Here is an 18,418-nt window from a genome sequence, read left to right on the forward strand (position 1 = left end):
CGCCATTCGCTATTCGCTACTCGCAGGTACACCATGGCCACCTTCCACTTCGATCTCGTCTCTCCGGAAAAGCTCGCGTTCTCCGGCGAAGTCGATCAGGTCGACATTCCCGGCGTCGAGGGTGATTTCGGTGTGCTGGCGGGTCATGCGCCGGTTGTGGCAGCGATCCGCCCCGGCATTCTCACCGTCACCTCCGGCGGCAGGCACGAGAAGATCATCGTGCTCGGCGGTCTTGCCGAAGTCTCCGAGAAGGGCCTGACCGTGCTCGCCGACGTCGCGACGTCGCTGGCTGAGCTCGACCGCGCCCGGTTCGCCGAGACCATCTCGGAGATGGAAGAGGGGCTGAAGGAGCACGAAGGCAGCGAGCTCGATCAGGCCATCGAGCGGCTCGATCACTTCAAGAGCATCCAGCAGCAGCTCAACACGACGGCTATGCACTAAGCCCCGGGGCACCGCTTCGGGGCTCACCAGAAATTCCTGAACAAGTTCAGCGCTCGTCACGAAAGTGGCGGGCGCTGAAACTTTGTTGCACTGCGCCGGAGATGGCGGCATTCTGCGCCAGCGAATTTTGTTCCGGGGCGGGTAGCAGATGAAACGCAAGATCGCAGCGATCTTTGCAGCCGATATTGCCGGTTACTCGAGGCTGGTCGCCGAAGACGAGGAAGAGACGCTGCGGCGTCTGGCGTCCTATCGCTCTGTCGTTGACGATTTCATCGCAAAAGCGAACGGCCGGATCTTCAACACCGCAGGCGATGCCGTGCTCGCGGAATTCCCGAGCGCGGTCGACGCGGTGCGCTGCGCGATCGACATCCAGGAAAGCTTGCGAACCCGCAACATGGCCTATCCTCCGAGCCGGCAGATGTCGTTCCGCATCGGCATCACCATCGGCGACGTGGTCGAGCGCGACGGTGATCTCCTCGGCGACGGCGTCAACATCGCAGCCCGGCTCGAAGGGCTGGCCGAGGTCGGTGGCATCTGCGTCTCCCGTGCCGTGCATGAGCAGGTCGCCAACAAGCTGTCGGTGCAGTTCGCCGACATCGGCGCGCAGGAAGTGAAGAACATCCCGACGCCGGTGCACGCCTATATGGTGGCGATGCGGCGCGAGGACGGGACTTATGCGACGCCGCAGCTGAAGAAGGCCGCCAAGGCGGAGCCCGCGCCGAACTGGATGTGGCCGCTGGTGGTCGGCGTGGTCTCCGTCGTCGCCATCGGCGTCGGCGGCTTCCTCTATTTCACCAAGCTCGAGACCACGCAGCTGTCGTCGACTGCGGCTGCGCCTTCGTCGAGCCCGGTCACAGCGCCCGCGCCGAGCCCGACCCCGACGATCGCGACAAAGGCGCCGGAGCCCTCGCCGACGCCGACGCAGATTGCCGCGGCGGGCGCGACGCCGAGCTTGTCGCCGCCGGCTGCATCAGGCGGCAAGATCGCCGTGGACGCGGTGCCGTTCATCGGCGAGCGCCAGCGTGCCTATCTCAGCAACGAATATGCCGCCGGCGGCGATTACAAGGCCTTCGCCCTGAACATCGGCGGCTTCAATGGCTCCGCGCTCAATCAGCCGAACGAGGAGGCCGCGCGCAATGCGGCGCTCGACCAGTGCCAGAAGCGCGCGGACGCCGCGCAATCGCCGCGGCGCTGCGAGCTCTATGCGGTCGGCAACAAGGTCGTGTACAGCCACGGCAGTCCGCCGATGCCGCAGCAGCCCTGGGTGCGGCACGACGCCATGACCGAGCGCCCGTTCGTGTCGAAAGACTTTCCGATGCTGCGCGATCAGGCCAGAACTCGCGTCGAGAACATCTACGCGCCGGCGGCAAAATCGCGTTCGGTCGCGCTCGGGCCGAACGGACAATATTTCATGGTGCTGGGCGCGGCCTCGGTCGACGAAACGACGCGGCGCTCGCTGGAGTCCTGCGGCGCGATCGCCAACACGGCCTGCATGATCGTGGCGGTCGACGACAATTTCGTCGTGCCGATCCCGACCTTGCTCAAGCCCAACGGCTTCTTCCACGCCGCGACCAATTCCTCGATCGTGGCCGATGCGCGCGACGACGTCGCGCGCAAGCTCGGCGACGGCATGGGCTGGAACGCGGTCGCCGTCGGCACCGCGGGCCGTCCCGGCCTCGGCCTGAAGGCCGCGGACGAGCAAACCGCCGTCAACGGCGCGCTGGCCGATTGCGTCAAACACGACAGCGACTGCCACGTGATCGCGATCGGCCCGTTCACGGTCGGGCCGACGAACTAGGGCGATCGTTGCGCGCTTTCGCTGATTTCGGCTGACCTATCAGTTGCTTCGTAAAGACCACCGCGGATCACGCCGGCAACCGCCGGCTACTGTGCATGGGGTTGTTTTCGCGGTTTCAGTTTGCGAAGGGCGCAAACCGCTCGGCCACGGCGCGATAGACCTCGCGGCGGAACGGCACCACGATCTCGGCGACACGGTCGAGCCGCTCCCAGCGCCAGGCGTCGAATTCCGCAGGCTGGTCGTTGCGCGGCGTCAGCGGATCGATCTCGTCATCCTTGCCGGTGAAACGCAGTGCGAACCATTTTTGGCGCTGGCCGCGAAATTTGGCCAGCCGATGCGTCTGCGGGCCGTCATAGGGCGGGAATTCGTAGGTGAGCCAGTCGGTCTCGCCGAGATAGTCGGCGCTGACGACGCTGGTCTCCTCCCAGAGCTCGCGCATGGCGGCATCGCGCAAGACCTCGCCCTCGTCGACACCGCCCTGCGGCATCTGCCAGTCGAGCCCCGGCAAAATGATCTCGGGGCCATCGCCCTTGAAGCGGTGCCCGATCAGCACACGGCCGTCGGCATTGAACAGCGCGATGCCCACGTTGGGGCGGTAGGGTTTTTCGTTCGTCACGCGGGGATCTTTCATTGTCAGTCCGGCGATGCCTTAGCACCAAAGCCGGGATGACAATTTGATTTAGTCATCGGCGAGTGCGGAAAATTCCTTCACCACGCGCTCGTAGACCGGGCGCTTGAACGGGATGATCAGCTGCGGGAGGTTTTTCATCGGTTCCCAGCGCCAGCTGACGAACTCGGCCTTGTGGCCGCCGCCGCCGGGCTTCTCGACGTTGATCTCGCTGTCCTTGCCGGTGAAGCGTACCGCGAACCATTTCTGGCGCTGGCCGCGGAACCGGCCTTTCCAGGCGCGCCCCGCCACCGTGCGCGGGATGTCGTAGATCAGCCAGTCCGCAACCTCGCCGAGCCGCTCGATCGAGCGCACGCTTGTCTCTTCATAGAGCTCGCGCTTCGCGGCGGCCCAATTGTCCTCGCCGGGATCGACGCCGCCTTGGGGCATCTGCCAGACGTGGCTGTCGTCGACATGCTCGATGCCGCCGGCACGACGACCGATGAACACCAGACCCTTCGCATTGATCAGCATCACTCCGACGCAGGTTCGGTAGGGCAGATCCTCATAACGCGCCATTCCGCCAAACCCCTCGCGTGCTGCCGGAACGCCCTTTGGGCGCTCGGGCCCGTAGCGTACCAATTTGTTGATTTAGCTGGATTTTGATTTCAGCATCGCGGTTGTCAATGGCACCAAAAGGATACCCCGGTCACTCAATGTCTTGATCCAGACGCCGACCCGCTCGATCGAGACGGGTAGCGCAGAGGCGGTGCCGACGGCGACGCCGCGTTCCCGGGCGACCGCTTCCAGCTTGTTCAGGGCACGGTCGATCTCGGTCGGCGTTGGCACCGCGTCGAGCGCGATGTCGCCCTTGCCGAAGGGAACACCCAGGCTTCCTGCGGCCTGCGGCGCGATGCTGCGGGGCGAGGAACCGTCGTCGAAGAAGCCGAGGCCGCGCTTGGAGGCCTCGCGGATGATCGGCTGCATCGCCGGCTCCGTCGCGACGAAGCGGGCGCCCATGAAATTGGTGATGCCGACATAGCCCTGCATCCGGCTCAGGTGCCAGTACAGGCGGTCGGTGTTCTGGTCGGCGGTGAGCGAGGTCAGCAGCGTCTGCGGCCCGGGATCGTTGTCCGGGAAGTCGTAGGGCTCCATCGGGATCTGCAGGAAGATCTCGTGGCGCTGGGCGCGGGCGCGTTCGGCGAGCTTGCCGGGGTCGGCGCCATAGGGCGTGAAGGCCAGCGTCACCGCGCCCGGCAGCTTCATGATCGCATCGGTGGTCTTGGCGGCGCCAACGCCGAGGCCGCCGATCACGATCGCCACCACAGGCATTTTCGCGGCCTTGGCGCGGTCGGCCTCGGCGGCGTAGACGTTGAACGGCTTGAGATCGCCTGACATCACGGGAATCATGCCGTAGCGGGATTTCTCCAGCAGTTTTGGATCGATCCCGGCCATGACGGGCGGCGGCGCGGAAGCCGCCTCGCCCTTGTCGGCGACGTCGCCTGCGCCGATCACCACGTCGTGGCGCGCGCCGGTTGAGCCGTCGATCATGGTGACAGTCTTGTGCTCGCTGGAGGCGGCCTCTTTCGGCGCCTCCTTGGTCGCGGGCTTGCTCTCCTGAGGGGGCTGCTCGCCATGGCCGGCCGCGGGCTTCTCCTCGGCAGCTTTCGGATCGCGGATCGCGATCCGCGTCATCGGCTCGCCGCCGAGCGGATCCTTGTTGAAAATGGCGAAGCCGGCAAAGGCGACCAGGAACAGGCCGAGCATGACCGCCAGTAGCTGCATGGCCGTGAACGGCAGCCGCAACCGCCGTTTCCGGCGCGGCTGGTCCTGTCCGAGCGGGGCGCTCAGATCATCGGCCGTTTCAGTCATGCGAGATCCCGAATCACTCCACCGACGATACCACGCCGAGGTCAAGCGGCGGCAGGTCGGGATAGGCCCGGGATGTCAGGAGATCCAAGCAAAAAGGGCGGCTCCCGGAGCCGCCCTTTCGTGAGATCTCGTTGATCGCGCCTAGTTCGCCGCTTTGGGCCTGTCGGCCGTCGGCGTACCCTTGTTGTCGCTGCCCGGCGTCGGCGCCGCGGAGGCGCTGTTCTTGATGCCGTGGAGCAGGTCGTCGGCGAGCTTGAGCGCCTTGTCGTCCTTGGCATCCGGCGGAACGTAGGACTGCGAGCCGGTCTTCTCGTCGCCGTCGTTCTTGAGATGGCCGCGCAGCGAAGCTTCGCCCTTGGTGTCGGTGCGGGACTTCAACTCGTCCGGCACGTCCTGCAGCACTTCGATGTCGGGCACGATGCCCTTGGCCTGGATCGACTTGCCCGACGGCGTGTAGTAGCGCGCAGTGGTCAGACGCAGCGCGCCATTGCCCGAGCCGAGCGGGATGATGGTCTGCACCGAACCCTTGCCGAACGAGCGCGTGCCGACGATGGTCGCGCGCTTGTGGTCCTGCAGCGCGCCGGCGACGATTTCAGACGCCGAGGCCGAACCGCCGTTGACGAGCACGATGACCGGCTTGCCCTTGGTGAGGTCGCCCGCATGCGCGGTGCGGCGCTGGGTCTCCTCGGCATTGCGGCCGCGGGTCGAGACGATCTCGCCCTTCTCCAGGAACGAGTCGGAGACGGTGACGGCCTCCTCGAGCAGGCCGCCCGGATTGTTGCGGAGGTCGATAACGTAGCCCTTGAGCTTGTCGCCGATCTGGGTCGAGAGGTTGGCGACCTCCTTCTTCAGGCCCTCGGTAGTCTGCTCGTTGAAGGTGGTGATGCGGATATAGGCGATGTCGTCGGCCTCGACGCGCGCGCGCACCGAACGGACACGGATGTTGTCGCGCACCAGCGTGACGTCGATCGGATTGTCCTGGCCCTTGCGAATGATCTTGATCTTGATCTTGGTGTTGACGGGGCCGCGCATTTTCTCGACCGCCTGGTTCAGGGTCAGGCCCTGCACCGCTTCATCGTCGAGATTGGTGATGATGTCGTTGGCCATGACGCCGGCACGCGAGGCGGGCGTATCGTCGATCGGAGAGACCACCTTGATCAGGCCGTCTTCCATCGTGACCTCGATGCCCAGGCCGCCGAACTCGCCGCGGGTCTGCACCTGCATGTCACGGAAGCTCTTGGCGTCCATGTAGCTCGAATGCGGATCGAGACCCGTGAGCATGCCGCTGATGGCGGATTCGATCAGCTTGGTGTCGTCGGGCTTCTCGACATAGTCGGAGCGCACGCGCTCGAAGACGTCGCCGAACAGATTGAGCTGGCGATAGGTGTCGGCGGTCGCGGCTCGCGCGCTGGAGCCCATGAACACCGCGCGCGGCTGGGTCACGAACAGCGTCAGCGCCGCGCCGGTGGCCGCGCTGAGGAGGATAACTGAAGTCTTGCGCATCATCCGCGAACCTTCTCGCCTTCATTTGCGGCCCACCATGGGCCTGGATCGATTGGAGTGCCGTCTTTGCGGAACTCGACATACAGCACAGGTTGACTCGCGTTCGTGGCGAGAATGGAGGCGACTTGAGAGGTCGACCCCATCGTCGCGACCGGCTCCCCCGTGAGCACAAACTGGCCGATGTTGACCGAAATGCGCTCCATCCCGGCGATCAGGACATGATACCCGCCACCGGCGTTGAGGATCAAGAGTTGTCCATAGCTGCGGAACGGACCGGCATAAACCACCCAGCCGTCGCACGGCGTTGTGATTTGCGAACCGGGCTTGGTTGCCAGCGAAATGCCCTTCTGGACCCCGCCGACCCCGTCGGAACCGCCAAAGTCCCTGATCTTGTTACCGTTAACCGGCAACGGCAGGAGCCCCTTGGCTGAGGCGAACAGGATGGCCGGGCTGGTCCGGGAGCGATCCTTGAACACGGCCGGGCCGGGTTTGGCGTTGGCGGCCGCGTTTGCCGCAGCTGCTTTGGCCTCCTTGGCCTCGGCCTGCTTGGCGGCCTCGGCCGCCTTCTCAGCCGCCTTGGCCGCGCTTTGCAGATCCTGCTCCATCTTGGCGATCAGCCCCTGGAGATCGCCGACCTGCTTCGACAGCGTGATGGCGCGCGAATTCTCGGCGTCGAGGTCCTTTTCGCGCGAGGACTGCTGGCGCTGCCGTTCGTCGACCAGGGCCGCGAGCCGGGTCTGGTCGTTGCGGATCTTGTCGCGGTCGGAGGCGAGCTGGTCGCGCTCGCTCGCGATGCTCTTGCGCAGGGCCACGAGCTCGCCGAGCTCGCTCGCGATCTTCTCGGCGCGGCCGCGCAATTCCGGCACGACGGCGCCGAGCAGCATCGCCGTGCGCAGCGATTGCAGCGCGTCTTCGGGCCGCACCAGCAGCGCCGGCGGGGTGCGTCGTCCGGCGCGCTGCAGGGCCGCCAGCACCTCGACAATATCGGCGCGGCGCGAATCCAGCGAGGTGCGCGCCTGCTGCTCGCGGCCGTTCAGCGTCCTTAGCCGCGCTTCGGCCTCGTCGATCTTGGTCTCGACGGTTCGGACATTGGCGGCGGTGTCGATCAATTGCTGATTGAGCTGGGTGCGGTCCTGGCCGAGCGAGGTGATCTCGGCCTTCAGCTTGGCCTGCGCCTCTTCCGCGCTCTTCTTGCTTGCGCGCGCGGCTTCCAGCTCCTGCTCACGCTGCTTGATGGCGTCGGGCGAGATGGCTGCGGTCTGTGGCGCCGGTGCCGCCGTCTGGGCTTGCGCGAGGCTTTCTCCAGCGAAGAGGCTTGCGCCGGCGCAACTCGCAATCAGCAGGAGATTGAGGATCGGCGCGCGCATCTCGTCGGCAATGTGCTCGTTGTGGCGCGAATCACGCGCGGTGATAGGGGTGGCCGGCCAGAATGGTGGCGGCCCGATACAGCTGTTCCAGAAGCATGACGCGGACCATTTGATGCGGCCAGGTCGCAGAGCCGAACGCGATCGCGAGCTTGGCCTTACGGCGCAATTCGGGCGAAAGTCCGTCCGCCCCTCCGATCACGAAGATAGTATGACCGGCGCCATCGTCGCGCCAGCGCCCGAGATGCCGTGCGAATACGGTGGAATCGAGGTTTTGTCCGCGCTCGTCCATCGCCACCAGAATCGATTTTTCGGAAATATGTGCGGCGATCGCCGCGGCCTCCTCGGTCATTCGCGTCGCGGTGTCGCGCGCGCGGCTCTCAGGAATTTCGTGGATGACGAGCTCGCGGAATCCGAGCTTGCGGCCGGCCTCGTCGAACCGCTCGAAATAGCGGTCGGCAAGCTCCCGCTCGGGGCCTTGCTTCAGCCGGCCCACAGCAATGACAGCAACACGCATGAGGTTTTAGGGTCGCGTTTCCAGACCGCGCGCAATCCGCGCGCGCACGACGCTACCATGCGCGTCAGCCGATTCGAAATCGGCCAGGTCGTTTAGATCGCCTTCGCCGCCCCTGGGCCTTGCGTGTACAATCTCTCGAGATTGTAGAACTCACGGACCTCGGGTCTGAACACGTGTACGATCACATCGCCGGAATCGATCAGCACCCAGTCGCAATTGGGCAAACCCTCGACGTGGATGTTCCTGATGCCGGTTTCCTTGAGGCTCTTTGCGACGTTCTCCGCGATCGCGCCAACGTGCCGGTTCACACGGCCCGTGGTGACGATCATGTAGTCGGAGTATGCCGATTTGCCGCGAAGGTCGATGGTGACCGTCTCTTCCGCCTTCATGTCGTCGAGGCGGGAGAGGATCAGGTTCAGCGTCTTGTCGGCGTCGGGTTGCGCCTTCAAGGCTGCAGCTTTGGTCGATGTTTTACGCGTCGGTTTCGTAGCCTTGGGTAAAACAGACTTCGTTGAAGCTGACTTGGACAATACAGACGTGGCCAGGGACCATTCCTTTCACTGTATCGCGAGGGCCGAATCCGCCCCTCACGGGTTACACTACATCATGTGGGGTTAAGGGTTTCAATATGCCAGAGAGCCCCTCAATCGCACACTCTGTCTCACTTTGTACCTTTGTCTCACTTCGTACCTTTCCAGCTCCCATCCGGGTTCCGTAACCGGGTCGAGGAGACGTTGAGCTTCAATCCGGTCAGGAAGACCCAGGCTGGCGCCGGCTGATCCGCAAGTAAGGCTGCCTTATTCTCGGGCAGGCGATAGCGCGCAAGCGCCTGGGCGGCGGGTGAGGCAAGGGCACGAAAACTCTGCGGCGGGCGATCGATGACCGCCATCGGCACCAGGTCGGCGATGCGCCGCCAGTGCTGCCAACGATGGAATTGAGCGAGGTTGTCGGCGCCCATAATCCAGACAAAGCGCAAGCCACTGAGACGGCGGCGCAAGGTGTTGATCGTGTCGATAGTATAGCGGGTGCGAATGACGGATTCGAGACAGCTCACTTCGATCCTGGAGTCGTTGGCGACCTCGCGCGCCGCCTGCATGCGCTTGCCGAGCTCATGCAAATTGCCGTTCTCCTTCAGCGGATTGCCCGGCGTGACCAGCCACCACACGCGATCGAGCTGAAGGCGCTTCAGCGCGAACTGGCTGATCGTGCGATGGGCCTGGTGCGGCGGATTGAACGAGCCTCCGAGCAGGCCGATGCGCATGCCTTCGGTGTAGGGCGGTATGGCCTGCGCGAAGAAACGTGGCGCGACGAAATTGTTACTCAATGCTCCACGCCTCGCGCCATGCCTTACGGCCGCGTCTGCCCTGTGCCGTGAACGCGATATTTGAAGCTGGTCAGCTGCTCGGCACCAACAGGACCACGGGCATGGAAGCGGCCGGTGGCGATGCCGATCTCGGCGCCGAAGCCGAACTCGCCGCCATCGGCGAACTGCGTCGAGGCGTTGTGCAGCACGATCGCGGAATCGACTTCGCTCAGGAATTTCTTCGCAGCCAAATCGTTCTCGCTCACGATCGCATCGGTGTGGTGCGAGCCGTGGTTCTGGATGTGCGCGATCGCGCCGTCGACGCCGTCGACCACCTTCGCCGCGATGATCGCGTCGAGATATTCGGTGTCCCAATCGTCCTCGCTGGCCGGTTTTACGCGCGCATGGGTCCCTTGCACCATCTCGTCACCGCGCACCTCGCAGCCGGCCTCGAGCAGCATCTCGACCAGCGGCTTCAGGCTCGATGCCACAGCGGCGCGATCGACCAGCAGCGTCTCGGCCGCGCCGCAGACGCCGGTGCGGCGCATCTTGGCATTGAGGACGATCGACTTCGCCATCGCGAGATCGGCGCTGCCGTCGATGTAGACGTGATTGACGCCTTCGAGATGCGCGAACACCGGCACGCGCGCTTCCTGCTCGACACGCGCGACGAGGCTCTTGCCGCCGCGCGGCACGATCACGTCAACGGCGCCGTTGAGGCCGGACAGCATCATGCCGACCGCCGCGCGGTCGCGCGTCGGCACCAGCGTGATCGCGGCTTCGGGCAGACCGGCTTCGCGCAGGCCCTGCACCAGGCACTCATGGATGGCGCGGCACGAGCGGAAACTGTCGGAGCCGCCGCGCAGGATCACGACATTGCCGGACTTCAAACAGAGCACGCCGGCGTCCGCCGCAACATTCGGCCGGCTTTCAAAAATCACGCCGACGACGCCGAGTGGCACGCGCACGCGCTCGATGGTCATGCCGTTCGGCCGCTGCCAGCTCTCGGTGACGATGCCGATGGGATCGGCGATCCCGCGCACGACGGCGATGCCTTCGGCGATGCCTTCGACCCGCGCCGGCGTCAGCGTCAGGCGGTCGATGAAGGAGGACGTGGCATTGCCGGAGGCGCGCGCCTCCGCGACGTCCTCGGCATTGGCGGCGAGGATCGCTGCAGCATGCGCGCGGATCGCCCGCTCCATGGCTTCCAGCGCCCGGTTCTTCTGCTCCGGCGGCGCCAGCGCCAGCACGCGCGCCGCGGCGCGGGCACGGGCGGCGAGATCGGACATCAGCGCCTGAAGATCGGCATTGCCGTCGACGGCTTTGAGGGAGGCGGCCATGGGGAGTTCAACCTTCTGCTAAGGCAGTGTCCTAGCACGGAAATCCCGCTTTTGCGAAGCGCGGGGAGGGTATGGCAGGTACCCCGGGTTGCGTCCTAGGTCCGCCAATGGTCTTGCCAGCGTCGGCTGAATCCTTGCGGATTGCCCAAATATCAATAAATATCATTATTTGATACGGAGCTTCCCCATGGCGAGCAGTTACAGCATTGGCAAGCATTTCGAGGACCTGATCGACAATCTGGTCGAGAGCGGCCGCTACGCCACCGCGAGCGAGGTCATGCGCGAAGGCCTTCGCCTGGTCGAGGAGCGCGAGGAGCGGCGTCAGGTCAAGTTGGAGGCGCTGCGAGAGGAAATCCAGAAGGGCTTTGACAGCGGGCCGATGGAAGAGGTCGGCGACATGTTCGAGCGGATCAAGTCAGAAGGTCGGAAGCGACTGGCGGCCAAAAATGGCAAAAAGACCGCTTAAGAGTCCGCGGACCGAGATCGACCTTACGACGATCTGGGACTACATCGCCGCAGATAGTCCGAGAGCGGCCGATACGCTGCTCGTCCGTGTCGAAGCAACATTCGACATGCTTGCCGAGACGCCGTTTGCCGGTCGCGAACGAAGCGAATTGCGAACAGGGTTGCGCAGCTTTCCGGTCGGCAACTACGTGATTTTCTACGTTCCAACACCAGACGGTGTCGAGGTCGTCCGCGTCATGCACGGCCGTCAGGATATCGGCGCCGACGACATGCAGTAGCCGACGCTCGGCTGACCCTTACCCACCCACCACGAGATCGTCGCGGTGGATCATCTCCGATCTCCCGCTGATGCCAAGGATGGCCATCACGTCCGGGGACGAGCGGCCCTTGATCCGCTCGGCGACCTCGGCGTCATAGGCGATCAGGCCGCGGCCGACCTCGCTGGCGTCGGGGCCGCGGACGATCACGGCGTCACCGCGGGCGAACTGGCCCTCGACCTTGATCACGCCGGCCGGCAGCAGGCTGGCGCCGGCGCGCAGCGCCGTTACCGCACCGGCGTCGATGGTCAGCGTGCCCTTCGGTTCCAGCGTGCCCGCGATCCAGCGCTTGCGCGAGGTGATGGGATTGGCCGGCGTCAGGAACCAGGTGCAGCGGCCGCCATTGGCGATCGCCTGCAGCGGATGCTCGATCTTGCCGGACGCAATCAGCATATGCGTGCCGCCGGTGGTGGCGATCTTGGCCGCCTCGACCTTGGTGCGCATGCCGCCACGCGACAGTTCGGACTCGGCGTCTCCCGCCACCGCCTCGATCTCCGAGGAGATGCTGTCGACGACAGGAATGAGCCTGGCGTTCGGATTGTTCTTCGGCGGCGCGTCGTAGAGCCCGTCGATGTCGGACAACAGCACCAGCAAATCGGCGCTCGCCATGGTGGCGACGCGGGCGGCGAGACGGTCGTTGTCACCGTAACGGATTTCGTTGGTGGCGACCGTGTCGTTCTCGTTGATCACAGGGATCGCGCGCCACTCCAGGAGCTTGCCGATGGTGGAGCGGGCGTTGAGATAGCGGCGGCGCTCCTCGGTGTCCTGCAGCGTCACCAAAATCTGGCCGGCGCCGATGCCGTGCGCGCCAAGGACCTCGGACCAGATCCGCGCCAGCGCGATCTGGCCGACGGCCGCGGCGGCCTGACTCTCCTCCAGCTTCAGCGGCCCGCGCGGCAGCTTGAGCCGGCTGCGGCCGAGCGCGATCGAGCCGGAGGAGACGACGAGGACGTCACGCCCTTCCTGGTGCAGCTTAGCCATGTCGTCCGCGAGCGCGGCGAGCCAGGATGCACGCACTTCACCCCTGTCGGAATCGACCAGCAGCGCGGAGCCGACCTTGACGACGATGCGGCGGAATTGACTGAGTTCGGGGCTGGCCATGTGTGTATGTTCTGGCGCGTTGCTGCGAATTGCTTTGGAAACGGCGGAGCGGAGAGCGCCGCCGCTTGAGGCCTGCTTTTGCAGCAGGACGATGGCCGGCGCAAGGCGGGCGCGATGGTAAACGCGAAGGTCGGCCTTGTCTTGCCGGCCAGCCTGGTTCTAATGCCGCCAACCAATAACGGGCTGAAAGAGGAAGCGAATGGATCGCCGCAAATTCATGGCCAGATGTCTTGCAGGAGGGCTTGGAGGAGGTCTTGGGTTGCCGCTGCTGGCACAGGTCGGTGAGGCCCGGGCGCAGGCCGGGCTGAGCAAAGTTATCTTCCCGTTCGCGGCGGGAGCGGGCGGCGACACGCTGTGCCGGTTGATCGCGCAGGAGATCGCGCCGGTGTTGCAACGGACCGTCGTGGTCGAGAACCGCACCGGCGGCGACGGCCTGATCGGCATCAAATCGGTGAAAGGGGCAAGCCCCGACGGCAGCATGGTGCTGGTGACGACGGGGCCGACCATGTATCTGCTGCCGATGGTGGAGACGACGCCGAGCTTCGATACGGCGAAGGATTTCATGCCGGTGTCCCTGCTGGCGCGGTTCGAGTTCGCGCTCGTGATCGGTCCGGGGATCGATGCCTCCGATTTCAAGGGATTCGTCGCATGGCTGAAAGCACATGCTGACAAGACGTCGTTCGGAGTGCCGAGCAACGGCACCATTCCGCATTTCATGGGCTCCAAGCTCGAGAAGGATCTCGGCATTCCGCTGACGCGCGTGCCTTATCGCGGCAGCGCGCCGATCCTCAACGATATCATTGGCGGCCACATTTCCTTTGGGATCACCACGCTGGCGGATGCGCTGCCGCAGCATCGCGCCAAGGGCGTGAAGATCATTGCGGTCGCGAGCGCCGAGCGGTCGCCGTTCGCTCCCGACGTTCCGACGCTCAAGGAGAGCGGCATCGATCTCGTTGCGGATGCCTGGTACGGCATGTGGCTTCCCGCCGGCAGTCCGCCGGAATTCGCAAGCAAGCTCGGCGCGGCCGCGAGCGCAGCGTTGGCCAAGGCCGAGGTGAAGGAGAAGCTCACCGCGATCGGACTGATTCCAGTCGGCAGCAACGCAGATGGACTGACCAAGGAGCTCGCAGCGAACATCGCGTTGTGGCAACCGATCGTGAAGGCGACGGGGTACAAGATCGAGAATTGAGGTCTTCTCCCTCTCCCCGCGCGCGGGGAGAGGGAGAAGGAGCGCCTCACATCTTCGCGCGCTGGGCGATGCCGTCCTTGATCGACGCCAGCTCTTTCTCATCCCAAACGCCGATCAAAATCCCGCCCTTCACCTGGAGCTGGCTATCGGCATAATTCGCGATCTTCTCGCGCGGCGTGGTGATGTGGTCGTTCGGATGCAGGACCCAGTCGAATAGCTCGGCCTGCAACCGCGCGATGATGCCGGCGCATTCGGGGTCGTCGCCGCGATCCAAAAACTCTTCCGGATCGGTTTCGAGGTCGTACAGCATCGGGCGGAAGCCGGAGGCGTGGATATATTTCCAGCGACCGTCGAACACCATGAACAGGCGGCAGCGCTCGATCGGCTGGTTCAGCTTCAGCCGGACATCCTGCATGGCGTAGTCGTATTCGGAGAATGCGACCTTGCGCCAATCGCCCGGCGTCGGGCCGCGCATCAGCGGCAGCAGCGAGCGCCCTTCCAGGATGTGGCCCGGCACCTTGCCGCCGAAATAATCGACGAAGGTCGGCGCGAGATCGATGCTTTCCACCAGCGCGTCGCTGCGCGTGCCGCGCGTCGCGTCGGCTTCCTTGGAGGGATCGATGATGATCAGCGGGATCTTTGCCGACTGCTCGTGGAACAGATCCTTCTCGCCCATCCAGTGATCGCCGAGATAATCGCCGTGATCGGAGGTGAACACGATCATCGTCGTTTCCAGCAGGTCGCGTTCCTCCAGGAACTTCATCAGCACGCCCATCTGGTCGTCGATCTGCGTGATCAGGCCCATATAGGTCGGGATCACCTTCTCGCGGGCATCATCGCGGGCCATGTTGCGGGAGTAGCGCATGTCCATGTAGGCGCCGAACACCGGATGCGGATTCTGCCGCTCGCGCTCGGAGCGGATCACCGGGATCATGTCTGATGTCGAGTACATGCTCGCATAGGGTTCTGGCGCGATGTAGGGCCAGTGCGGCTTGATGTAAGACAGATGCAGGCACCACGGCCGGCCGTCGGTCTCGGCCTCGCTGATGAAGTCCATCGCGCGCCGCGTCATGTAGGGCGTCTCGGAATGCTCGTCCGGCACGCGCGCGGGCTTGTCGGCATGCACCAGCAGCCAGCCGTTCTGCAACGAGCCGTCTTCGGCTGCGCCTGAATTGGCCCAGTGCTCCCACGGGTTCGTGGCTTCAAAACCCTGCTGGCGCAGATATTCGTCGTATTTCGGGCGCGGCCGGCCGGTCGGGTGCAGGCCGTCGTCGCGCTCATAAGGCTCGAAGCCGCACTCGGCGACATGCACGCCGATCATCGATTCCGGCGGGATGCCGAGCGCCTTCATGCCTTCGAGGTCGGGCGCCATGTGGGTCTTGCCGACCAGCACGTTGCGCACGCCGATTGTCTTGAGGTGATCGCCGAGCGTGGGCTCACCGACGCGCAGCGGCCAGCCGTTCCAGTGCGAGCCGTGCGAGCGCATGTAGCGGCCGGTGTAGAACGACATCCGCGACGGGCCGCAGATCGGCGACTGCACATAAGCCTTCGAGAACAGCACGCCACGCCTGGCCATGGCGTCGATGTTCGGCGTCTTCAGCGTGGGATGGCCGGTGCAGCCGAGATAATCATAGCGAAGCTGGTCGCACATGATCCAGAGAACGTTTTTTGCGCGCGCCATGCGTCATCCCTGCCGCTTCTTGATTGCTGGATGCTGCGCTATCGAGGGCGCGAAGATAAGCGGGACGGGATTAAGCCGACCACGGCTCCGCTTCGGCCGCGCTCTTGGCCTTGGCTGACACCGGGGCCTCGCCGATCACATCCACAAGTGCGCGCAACGCTTCCTTGACGCCGTCGCCGGTGATGCCGGAGAGCAGCAGCGGTGTCTTCTTCGCGGCACGCTTCAGCCGGTCCTTCTGCTTCTTCAGCTCGTCCGGCTCGACTGCATCGATCTTGTTCAGCGCGACGATCTCGATCTTGTCGGTGAGCAGCCCGCCATAGGCGTCGAGCTCCTTGCGCACGGTCTTGTACGCCTTGCCGGCATGCTCGCAGGTCGCGTCGATCAGATGCAACAGCACGCGGCAGCGCTCGACATGGCCAAGGAAGCGGTCGCCGAGGCCGGTACCTTCATGGGCGCCTTCGATCAGGCCGGGAATGTCGGCGAGCACGAATTCGCGGCCGTCGGCGTTCACGACGCCGAGCTGCGGATGCAGCGTGGTGAAGGGATAGTCGGCGATCTTCGGCCGCGCCGCACTGACCTTGGAGAGGAAGGTCGACTTGCCGGCATTGGGCATGCCGACGAGACCGGCATCGGCGATCAGCTTCAGCCGCAGCCAGATCCAGCGTTCCTCGCCGGTCTGGCCGGGATTGGCGTTGCGCGGCGCGCGGTTGGTCGAGGTCTTGAAATGCGCGTTGCCGAAGCCGCCATTGCCGCCCTCGGCCAGCACGAACTTTTCGCCGACATTGGTGAAGTCGTGGATCAGGGTCTCGCGATCTTCGTCGAAGATCTGCGTACCCACGGGGACCTTCAGCACGATGTTCTTGCCGTTGGCGCCATGGCGGTCGGAGCCAGAGCCGTTCTCGCCCTTCTGGGCCTTGAAGTGCTGCTGGTAGCGGTAGTCGATCAGCGTGTTGAGGCCGTCGGCGACCTCGAGGATGACGTTGCCGCCGCGGCCGCCATTGCCGCCGGAGGGACCGCCGAATTCAATGAACTTCTCGCGGCGGAACGCCACGCAGCCGTTCCCGCCGTCACCGGAGCGGATATAGACCTTTGCTTCGTCGAGGAATTTCATGGGCCATAGGTAGGCCAGCCGGTCCCCCGCGGCAACCCGGATTGACCCGCAAATCGGCCGAATTTCCGCGATTTTGGCCCCTTGCTTAACCAGTCGGCCGGCACCGGATCAGGAATTTCTGCATGCCTTCCAGCACCAGCTCCTTGCGCTGGTTGAACACGGTGTTCTTGAGTGTTACCGCCCATCGCTACCGCGGCGCGAAGCGTGCGACAATCCGTTCAATTCGGCTGCCGCGGGCTTGTCGCGCGCGCCTGCTTCATTAAAACGGCGCCAATGCCCTTCTTCAAGAATCTCTCCGCCTATGACGACCGTTCGGCACGGCTGGCCGGCATCGCCCTCATGGTGCTGTCGATCTTCATGTTCTCGTTCGGCGATGCCATGGGCAAGTTCCTGGTGGGCACCTATTCGGTGGGGCAGCTCTTGTTCCTGCGCGCCTGCGCGGCGCTGCTGCTGTTGTCGCCGCTGATCTGGCGGCAGCGTCATCAGTTCCTGCAGCTGGAGCGGCCGCGCCTGCAGCTGTTTCGCGTCGTGCTGTCAACGCTGGAAGTGGCCGCCTTCTTCCTCGCGACGGTCTATCTGCCGCTCGCCGACGTCATCACCTATTACCTCGCCGGCCCCATCTTCGTCACCGCGATGTCGGCGATCTTTCTGGGCGAGAAGGTCGGCTGGCGGCGGTGGACGGCGATTCTGATCGGCTTCTCCGGCGTGCTGATCGCGCTGCGCCCATCGGCGCAGACGGTGAGCCTGCCGGCGCTGATCGCGCTCGGCGGCAGCCTGTCGTTTGCAACCCTGATGCTGATCACGCGCAGCCTGCGCAAGACGCCCGATATCGTGATGGCGTCCTCGCAATTCATCGGCACGTTTTCGCTGGGCGCGGTGCTGTCGGCCTACCACTGGGTGCCGCCGACCCCTGGCAGCCTCGTGTTCTTCGCGCTGGCGGGATGCATCTCGGTGACGGCGCTGTTCTGCGTCAACCGGTCGCTGAAGCTCGCGCCGGCGAGCGTGGTGGTGCCCTACCAATATTCGATGATCGTCTGGGCCGTGATCTTCGGCTTCGCAGTGTTTGGCGATGTGCCACAGGTGGCGACGATTGTCGGTGCCGTGATCATCATCGGCGCCGGGTTCTACATTTATCTTCGAGAGCGCGATCTCGGCCGTGCCGGCGAAGAGGTGAATCCGCCGGTGTAGCGACGTCTTCCGCCCCTACCTCATCCGCCGCGCACTGCTCCAGCTCTTCAGCGACGACCACACCCCGCGCGACAAGCGGAAGCAGTCGACCGGCGTCGACGAGCCCAGCGCCAGGAAGCGGTGCAGCTGCACGCCGCTCCACTGGAAGCCGCACTTCTCCAGCACGTTGCGCGAGGCCGGATTGGTGACGCGCGCGCCCGCATAGAGATGGTCGTCCTCGAACTCCTCGAAGAAGAAGTCGATGGCGCCGCGCGCGGCCTCGGTGGCAAAGCCCTGGCCCCAATGCTCGACGCCGAGCCAGTAGCCGAGCTCGGCATTGTCGGGCGTGGAGCGGTCGATACCGACCATGCCGACCGGGCCGCTGTCGTGCTCGATCAGGAACACGGTCTCGCTGCCGAGCGCGGACGTGGCGCGGATGAATTCGACGGCGTCGTCCTGCGAATAGGGATGCGGGAGGCGGCGGGTATTTTCCGCGACTCGGCGGTCGTTGGCGAGGCGGGCGATGGTCCTGACGTCGGCGAGGGTCGGCCGCCGCAAGGTCAGCCGCTCGGTGGCGACGACGCTGGGTCTCGCCTCTCGCAAGGTCACGCTCGAGAAATCCTGCAACATGTCCGGCTCCGT

At 64.8% G+C, this 18,418-nt stretch carries 19 protein-coding genes and 2 pseudogenes; 7 read left to right on the forward strand and 14 right to left on the reverse strand.

Annotated features, from left to right (window positions below; all coding sequences use genetic code 11):
• The first annotated feature begins 33 nt into the window (after positions 1-33).
• Entirely contained in the window at positions 34-441 is a 408-nt protein-coding gene (locus tag JJC00_RS02610) for a F0F1 ATP synthase subunit epsilon (protein WP_200471212.1), read from the forward strand.
• A gap of 148 nt (positions 442-589) precedes the next feature.
• Positions 590-2,239: an adenylate/guanylate cyclase domain-containing protein gene (locus JJC00_RS02615; RefSeq protein WP_200471213.1), complete on the forward strand. Its 1,650-nt coding sequence runs from the start codon at positions 590-592 to the stop codon at positions 2,237-2,239.
• A gap of 115 nt (positions 2,240-2,354) precedes the next feature.
• On the opposite strand, the gene JJC00_RS02620 is transcribed toward JJC00_RS02615, so the two are convergent.
• The 6 genes and pseudogenes from JJC00_RS02620 to rlmH form a co-directional block, all read right to left on the reverse strand.
• A complete protein-coding gene (locus tag JJC00_RS02620) occupies positions 2,355-2,855 on the reverse strand; it encodes an RNA pyrophosphohydrolase (protein WP_200471214.1) in 501 nt (166 codons plus the stop codon).
• 63 nt (positions 2,856-2,918) lie between these two features.
• A complete protein-coding gene (locus JJC00_RS02625) occupies positions 2,919-3,425 on the reverse strand; it encodes an RNA pyrophosphohydrolase (protein WP_200471215.1) in 507 nt (168 codons plus the stop codon).
• Positions 3,426-3,497: 72 nt separating this feature from the next.
• Positions 3,498-4,718 (reverse strand): divergent polysaccharide deacetylase family protein, encoded by a 1,221-nt coding sequence (locus JJC00_RS02630; protein WP_200471216.1) that lies wholly within the window; start codon positions 4,716-4,718, stop codon positions 3,498-3,500.
• A 447-nt stretch (positions 4,719-5,165) separates the two neighbouring features.
• A pseudogene (locus JJC00_RS02635) lies at positions 5,166-6,224 on the reverse strand (S41 family peptidase); the annotation flags it as partial.
• Positions 6,221-7,588: a murein hydrolase activator EnvC family protein gene (locus JJC00_RS02640; RefSeq protein ID WP_200471218.1), complete on the reverse strand. Its 1,368-nt coding sequence runs from the start codon at positions 7,586-7,588 to the stop codon at positions 6,221-6,223. The gene JJC00_RS02640 and the pseudogene JJC00_RS02635, both read right to left, overlap by 4 nt.
• Before the next feature lie 31 nt (positions 7,589-7,619).
• Positions 7,620-8,081 carry a 23S rRNA (pseudouridine(1915)-N(3))-methyltransferase RlmH gene (gene rlmH / locus JJC00_RS02645; RefSeq protein WP_246774327.1) on the reverse strand — a complete coding sequence of 154 codons (462 nt, stop codon included), beginning with the start codon at positions 8,079-8,081 and terminating at the stop codon, positions 7,620-7,622.
• Here rlmH and JJC00_RS37745 point away from each other — a divergent pair.
• Complete coding sequence (locus tag JJC00_RS37745) at positions 7,977-8,198, forward strand: hypothetical protein (RefSeq protein ID WP_246774331.1); 222 nt, start codon at positions 7,977-7,979, stop codon at positions 8,196-8,198. The two genes, rlmH and JJC00_RS37745, sit on opposite strands and share 105 nt — an antisense overlap.
• On the opposite strand, the gene rsfS is transcribed toward JJC00_RS37745, so the two are convergent.
• From rsfS to JJC00_RS02660, 3 genes are all read right to left on the reverse strand, one after another.
• On the reverse strand, positions 8,195-8,551 hold the full coding sequence (gene rsfS / locus JJC00_RS02650; RefSeq protein ID WP_200471220.1) for a ribosome silencing factor: 357 nt from the start codon (positions 8,549-8,551) through the stop codon (positions 8,195-8,197). The genes JJC00_RS37745 and rsfS overlap by 4 nt on opposite strands.
• Positions 8,552-8,781: 230 nt before the next feature.
• Positions 8,782-9,426, reverse strand: coding sequence for a nicotinate-nucleotide adenylyltransferase (locus tag JJC00_RS02655; protein WP_200471221.1), 645 nt, complete (start codon positions 9,424-9,426; stop codon positions 8,782-8,784).
• Positions 9,427-9,449: 23 nt separating this feature from the next.
• Entirely contained in the window at positions 9,450-10,745 is a 1,296-nt protein-coding gene (locus JJC00_RS02660) for a glutamate-5-semialdehyde dehydrogenase (RefSeq protein WP_200471222.1), read from the reverse strand.
• Between the two features lie 187 nt (positions 10,746-10,932).
• On the opposite strand from JJC00_RS02660, the gene JJC00_RS02665 reads away from it, so the two are divergent.
• Together JJC00_RS02665 and JJC00_RS02670 are read left to right on the forward strand one after the other, a co-directional pair.
• Positions 10,933-11,211, forward strand: coding sequence for a type II toxin-antitoxin system ParD family antitoxin (locus JJC00_RS02665; protein ID WP_200471223.1), 279 nt, complete (start codon positions 10,933-10,935; stop codon positions 11,209-11,211).
• Positions 11,192-11,488 carry a type II toxin-antitoxin system RelE/ParE family toxin gene (locus JJC00_RS02670; RefSeq protein WP_200471224.1) on the forward strand — a complete coding sequence of 99 codons (297 nt, stop codon included), beginning with the start codon at positions 11,192-11,194 and terminating at the stop codon, positions 11,486-11,488. The genes JJC00_RS02665 and JJC00_RS02670 overlap by 20 nt, the downstream gene beginning before the upstream one ends.
• Positions 11,489-11,506: 18 nt before the next feature.
• Here the strand turns inward: JJC00_RS02670 and proB are convergent, their stop codons facing one another.
• The gene (proB, locus tag JJC00_RS02675) at positions 11,507-12,628 is read right to left on the reverse strand and encodes a glutamate 5-kinase (protein WP_200471225.1); all 1,122 of its coding nucleotides are present in this window, start codon (positions 12,626-12,628) and stop codon (positions 11,507-11,509) included.
• Positions 12,629-12,827: 199 nt separating this feature from the next.
• Here proB and JJC00_RS02680 point away from each other — a divergent pair, with 199 nt between their 5' ends.
• On the forward strand, positions 12,828-13,817 hold the full coding sequence (locus tag JJC00_RS02680; RefSeq protein ID WP_200471226.1) for a Bug family tripartite tricarboxylate transporter substrate binding protein: 990 nt from the start codon (positions 12,828-12,830) through the stop codon (positions 13,815-13,817).
• A 46-nt stretch (positions 13,818-13,863) separates the two neighbouring features.
• Here JJC00_RS02680 and JJC00_RS02685 read toward each other — a convergent pair whose 3' ends face one another.
• The 3 genes and pseudogenes from JJC00_RS02685 to JJC00_RS37750 form a co-directional block, all read right to left on the reverse strand.
• Positions 13,864-15,498 (reverse strand): alkaline phosphatase family protein, encoded by a 1,635-nt coding sequence (locus JJC00_RS02685; protein WP_200471227.1) that lies wholly within the window; start codon positions 15,496-15,498, stop codon positions 13,864-13,866.
• Positions 15,499-15,568: 70 nt separating this feature from the next.
• Positions 15,569-16,609 (reverse strand): GTPase ObgE, encoded by a 1,041-nt coding sequence (obgE, locus tag JJC00_RS02690; protein WP_200471228.1) that lies wholly within the window; start codon positions 16,607-16,609, stop codon positions 15,569-15,571.
• Positions 16,610-16,694: 85 nt separating this feature from the next.
• Positions 16,695-16,787, reverse strand: a pseudogene (locus JJC00_RS37750) (dehydratase); the annotation flags it as partial.
• 95 nt (positions 16,788-16,882) lie between these two features.
• Between JJC00_RS37750 and JJC00_RS02695 the strand changes: the two are divergent.
• Complete coding sequence (locus JJC00_RS02695) at positions 16,883-17,797, forward strand: DMT family transporter (protein WP_200471229.1); 915 nt, start codon at positions 16,883-16,885, stop codon at positions 17,795-17,797.
• A gap of 15 nt (positions 17,798-17,812) precedes the next feature.
• Here the strand turns inward: JJC00_RS02695 and JJC00_RS02700 are convergent, their stop codons facing one another.
• The gene (locus tag JJC00_RS02700) at positions 17,813-18,406 is read right to left on the reverse strand and encodes a GNAT family N-acetyltransferase (protein ID WP_200471230.1); all 594 of its coding nucleotides are present in this window, start codon (positions 18,404-18,406) and stop codon (positions 17,813-17,815) included.
• Positions 18,407-18,418: the final 12 nt, after the last annotated feature.

Source organism: Bradyrhizobium diazoefficiens (assembly GCF_016616885.1).
GTDB classification, from domain to species: Bacteria; Pseudomonadota; Alphaproteobacteria; order Rhizobiales; family Xanthobacteraceae; genus Bradyrhizobium; species Bradyrhizobium diazoefficiens_F.

Excerpts from the sequence above, each read along its gene's own strand:
- JJC00_RS02680 (WP_200471226.1), top strand. The coding sequence starts at position 12,828 with ATGGATCGCCGCAAATTCATGGCCAGATGTCTTGCAGGAGGGCTTGGA.
- JJC00_RS02700 (WP_200471230.1), bottom strand. The coding sequence starts at position 18,406 with ATGTTGCAGGATTTCTCGAGCGTGACCTTGCGAGAGGCGAGACCCAGC.
- JJC00_RS02625 (WP_200471215.1), bottom strand. The coding sequence starts at position 3,425 with ATGGCGCGTTATGAGGATCTGCCCTACCGAACCTGCGTCGGAGTGATG.
- JJC00_RS02670 (WP_200471224.1), top strand. The coding sequence starts at position 11,192 with ATGGCAAAAAGACCGCTTAAGAGTCCGCGGACCGAGATCGACCTTACG.
- JJC00_RS02665 (WP_200471223.1), top strand. The coding sequence starts at position 10,933 with ATGGCGAGCAGTTACAGCATTGGCAAGCATTTCGAGGACCTGATCGAC.
- JJC00_RS02660 (WP_200471222.1), bottom strand. The coding sequence starts at position 10,745 with ATGGCCGCCTCCCTCAAAGCCGTCGACGGCAATGCCGATCTTCAGGCG.
- obgE (WP_200471228.1), bottom strand. The coding sequence starts at position 16,609 with ATGAAATTCCTCGACGAAGCAAAGGTCTATATCCGCTCCGGTGACGGC.
- proB (WP_200471225.1), bottom strand. The coding sequence starts at position 12,628 with ATGGCCAGCCCCGAACTCAGTCAATTCCGCCGCATCGTCGTCAAGGTC.
- JJC00_RS02610 (WP_200471212.1), top strand. The coding sequence starts at position 34 with ATGGCCACCTTCCACTTCGATCTCGTCTCTCCGGAAAAGCTCGCGTTC.
- JJC00_RS02695 (WP_200471229.1), top strand. The coding sequence starts at position 16,883 with ATGCCCTTCTTCAAGAATCTCTCCGCCTATGACGACCGTTCGGCACGG.
- JJC00_RS02685 (WP_200471227.1), bottom strand. The coding sequence starts at position 15,498 with ATGGCGCGCGCAAAAAACGTTCTCTGGATCATGTGCGACCAGCTTCGC.
- JJC00_RS02640 (WP_200471218.1), bottom strand. The coding sequence starts at position 7,588 with ATGCGCGCGCCGATCCTCAATCTCCTGCTGATTGCGAGTTGCGCCGGC.
- JJC00_RS02615 (WP_200471213.1), top strand. The coding sequence starts at position 590 with ATGAAACGCAAGATCGCAGCGATCTTTGCAGCCGATATTGCCGGTTAC.
- JJC00_RS02630 (WP_200471216.1), bottom strand. The coding sequence starts at position 4,718 with ATGACTGAAACGGCCGATGATCTGAGCGCCCCGCTCGGACAGGACCAG.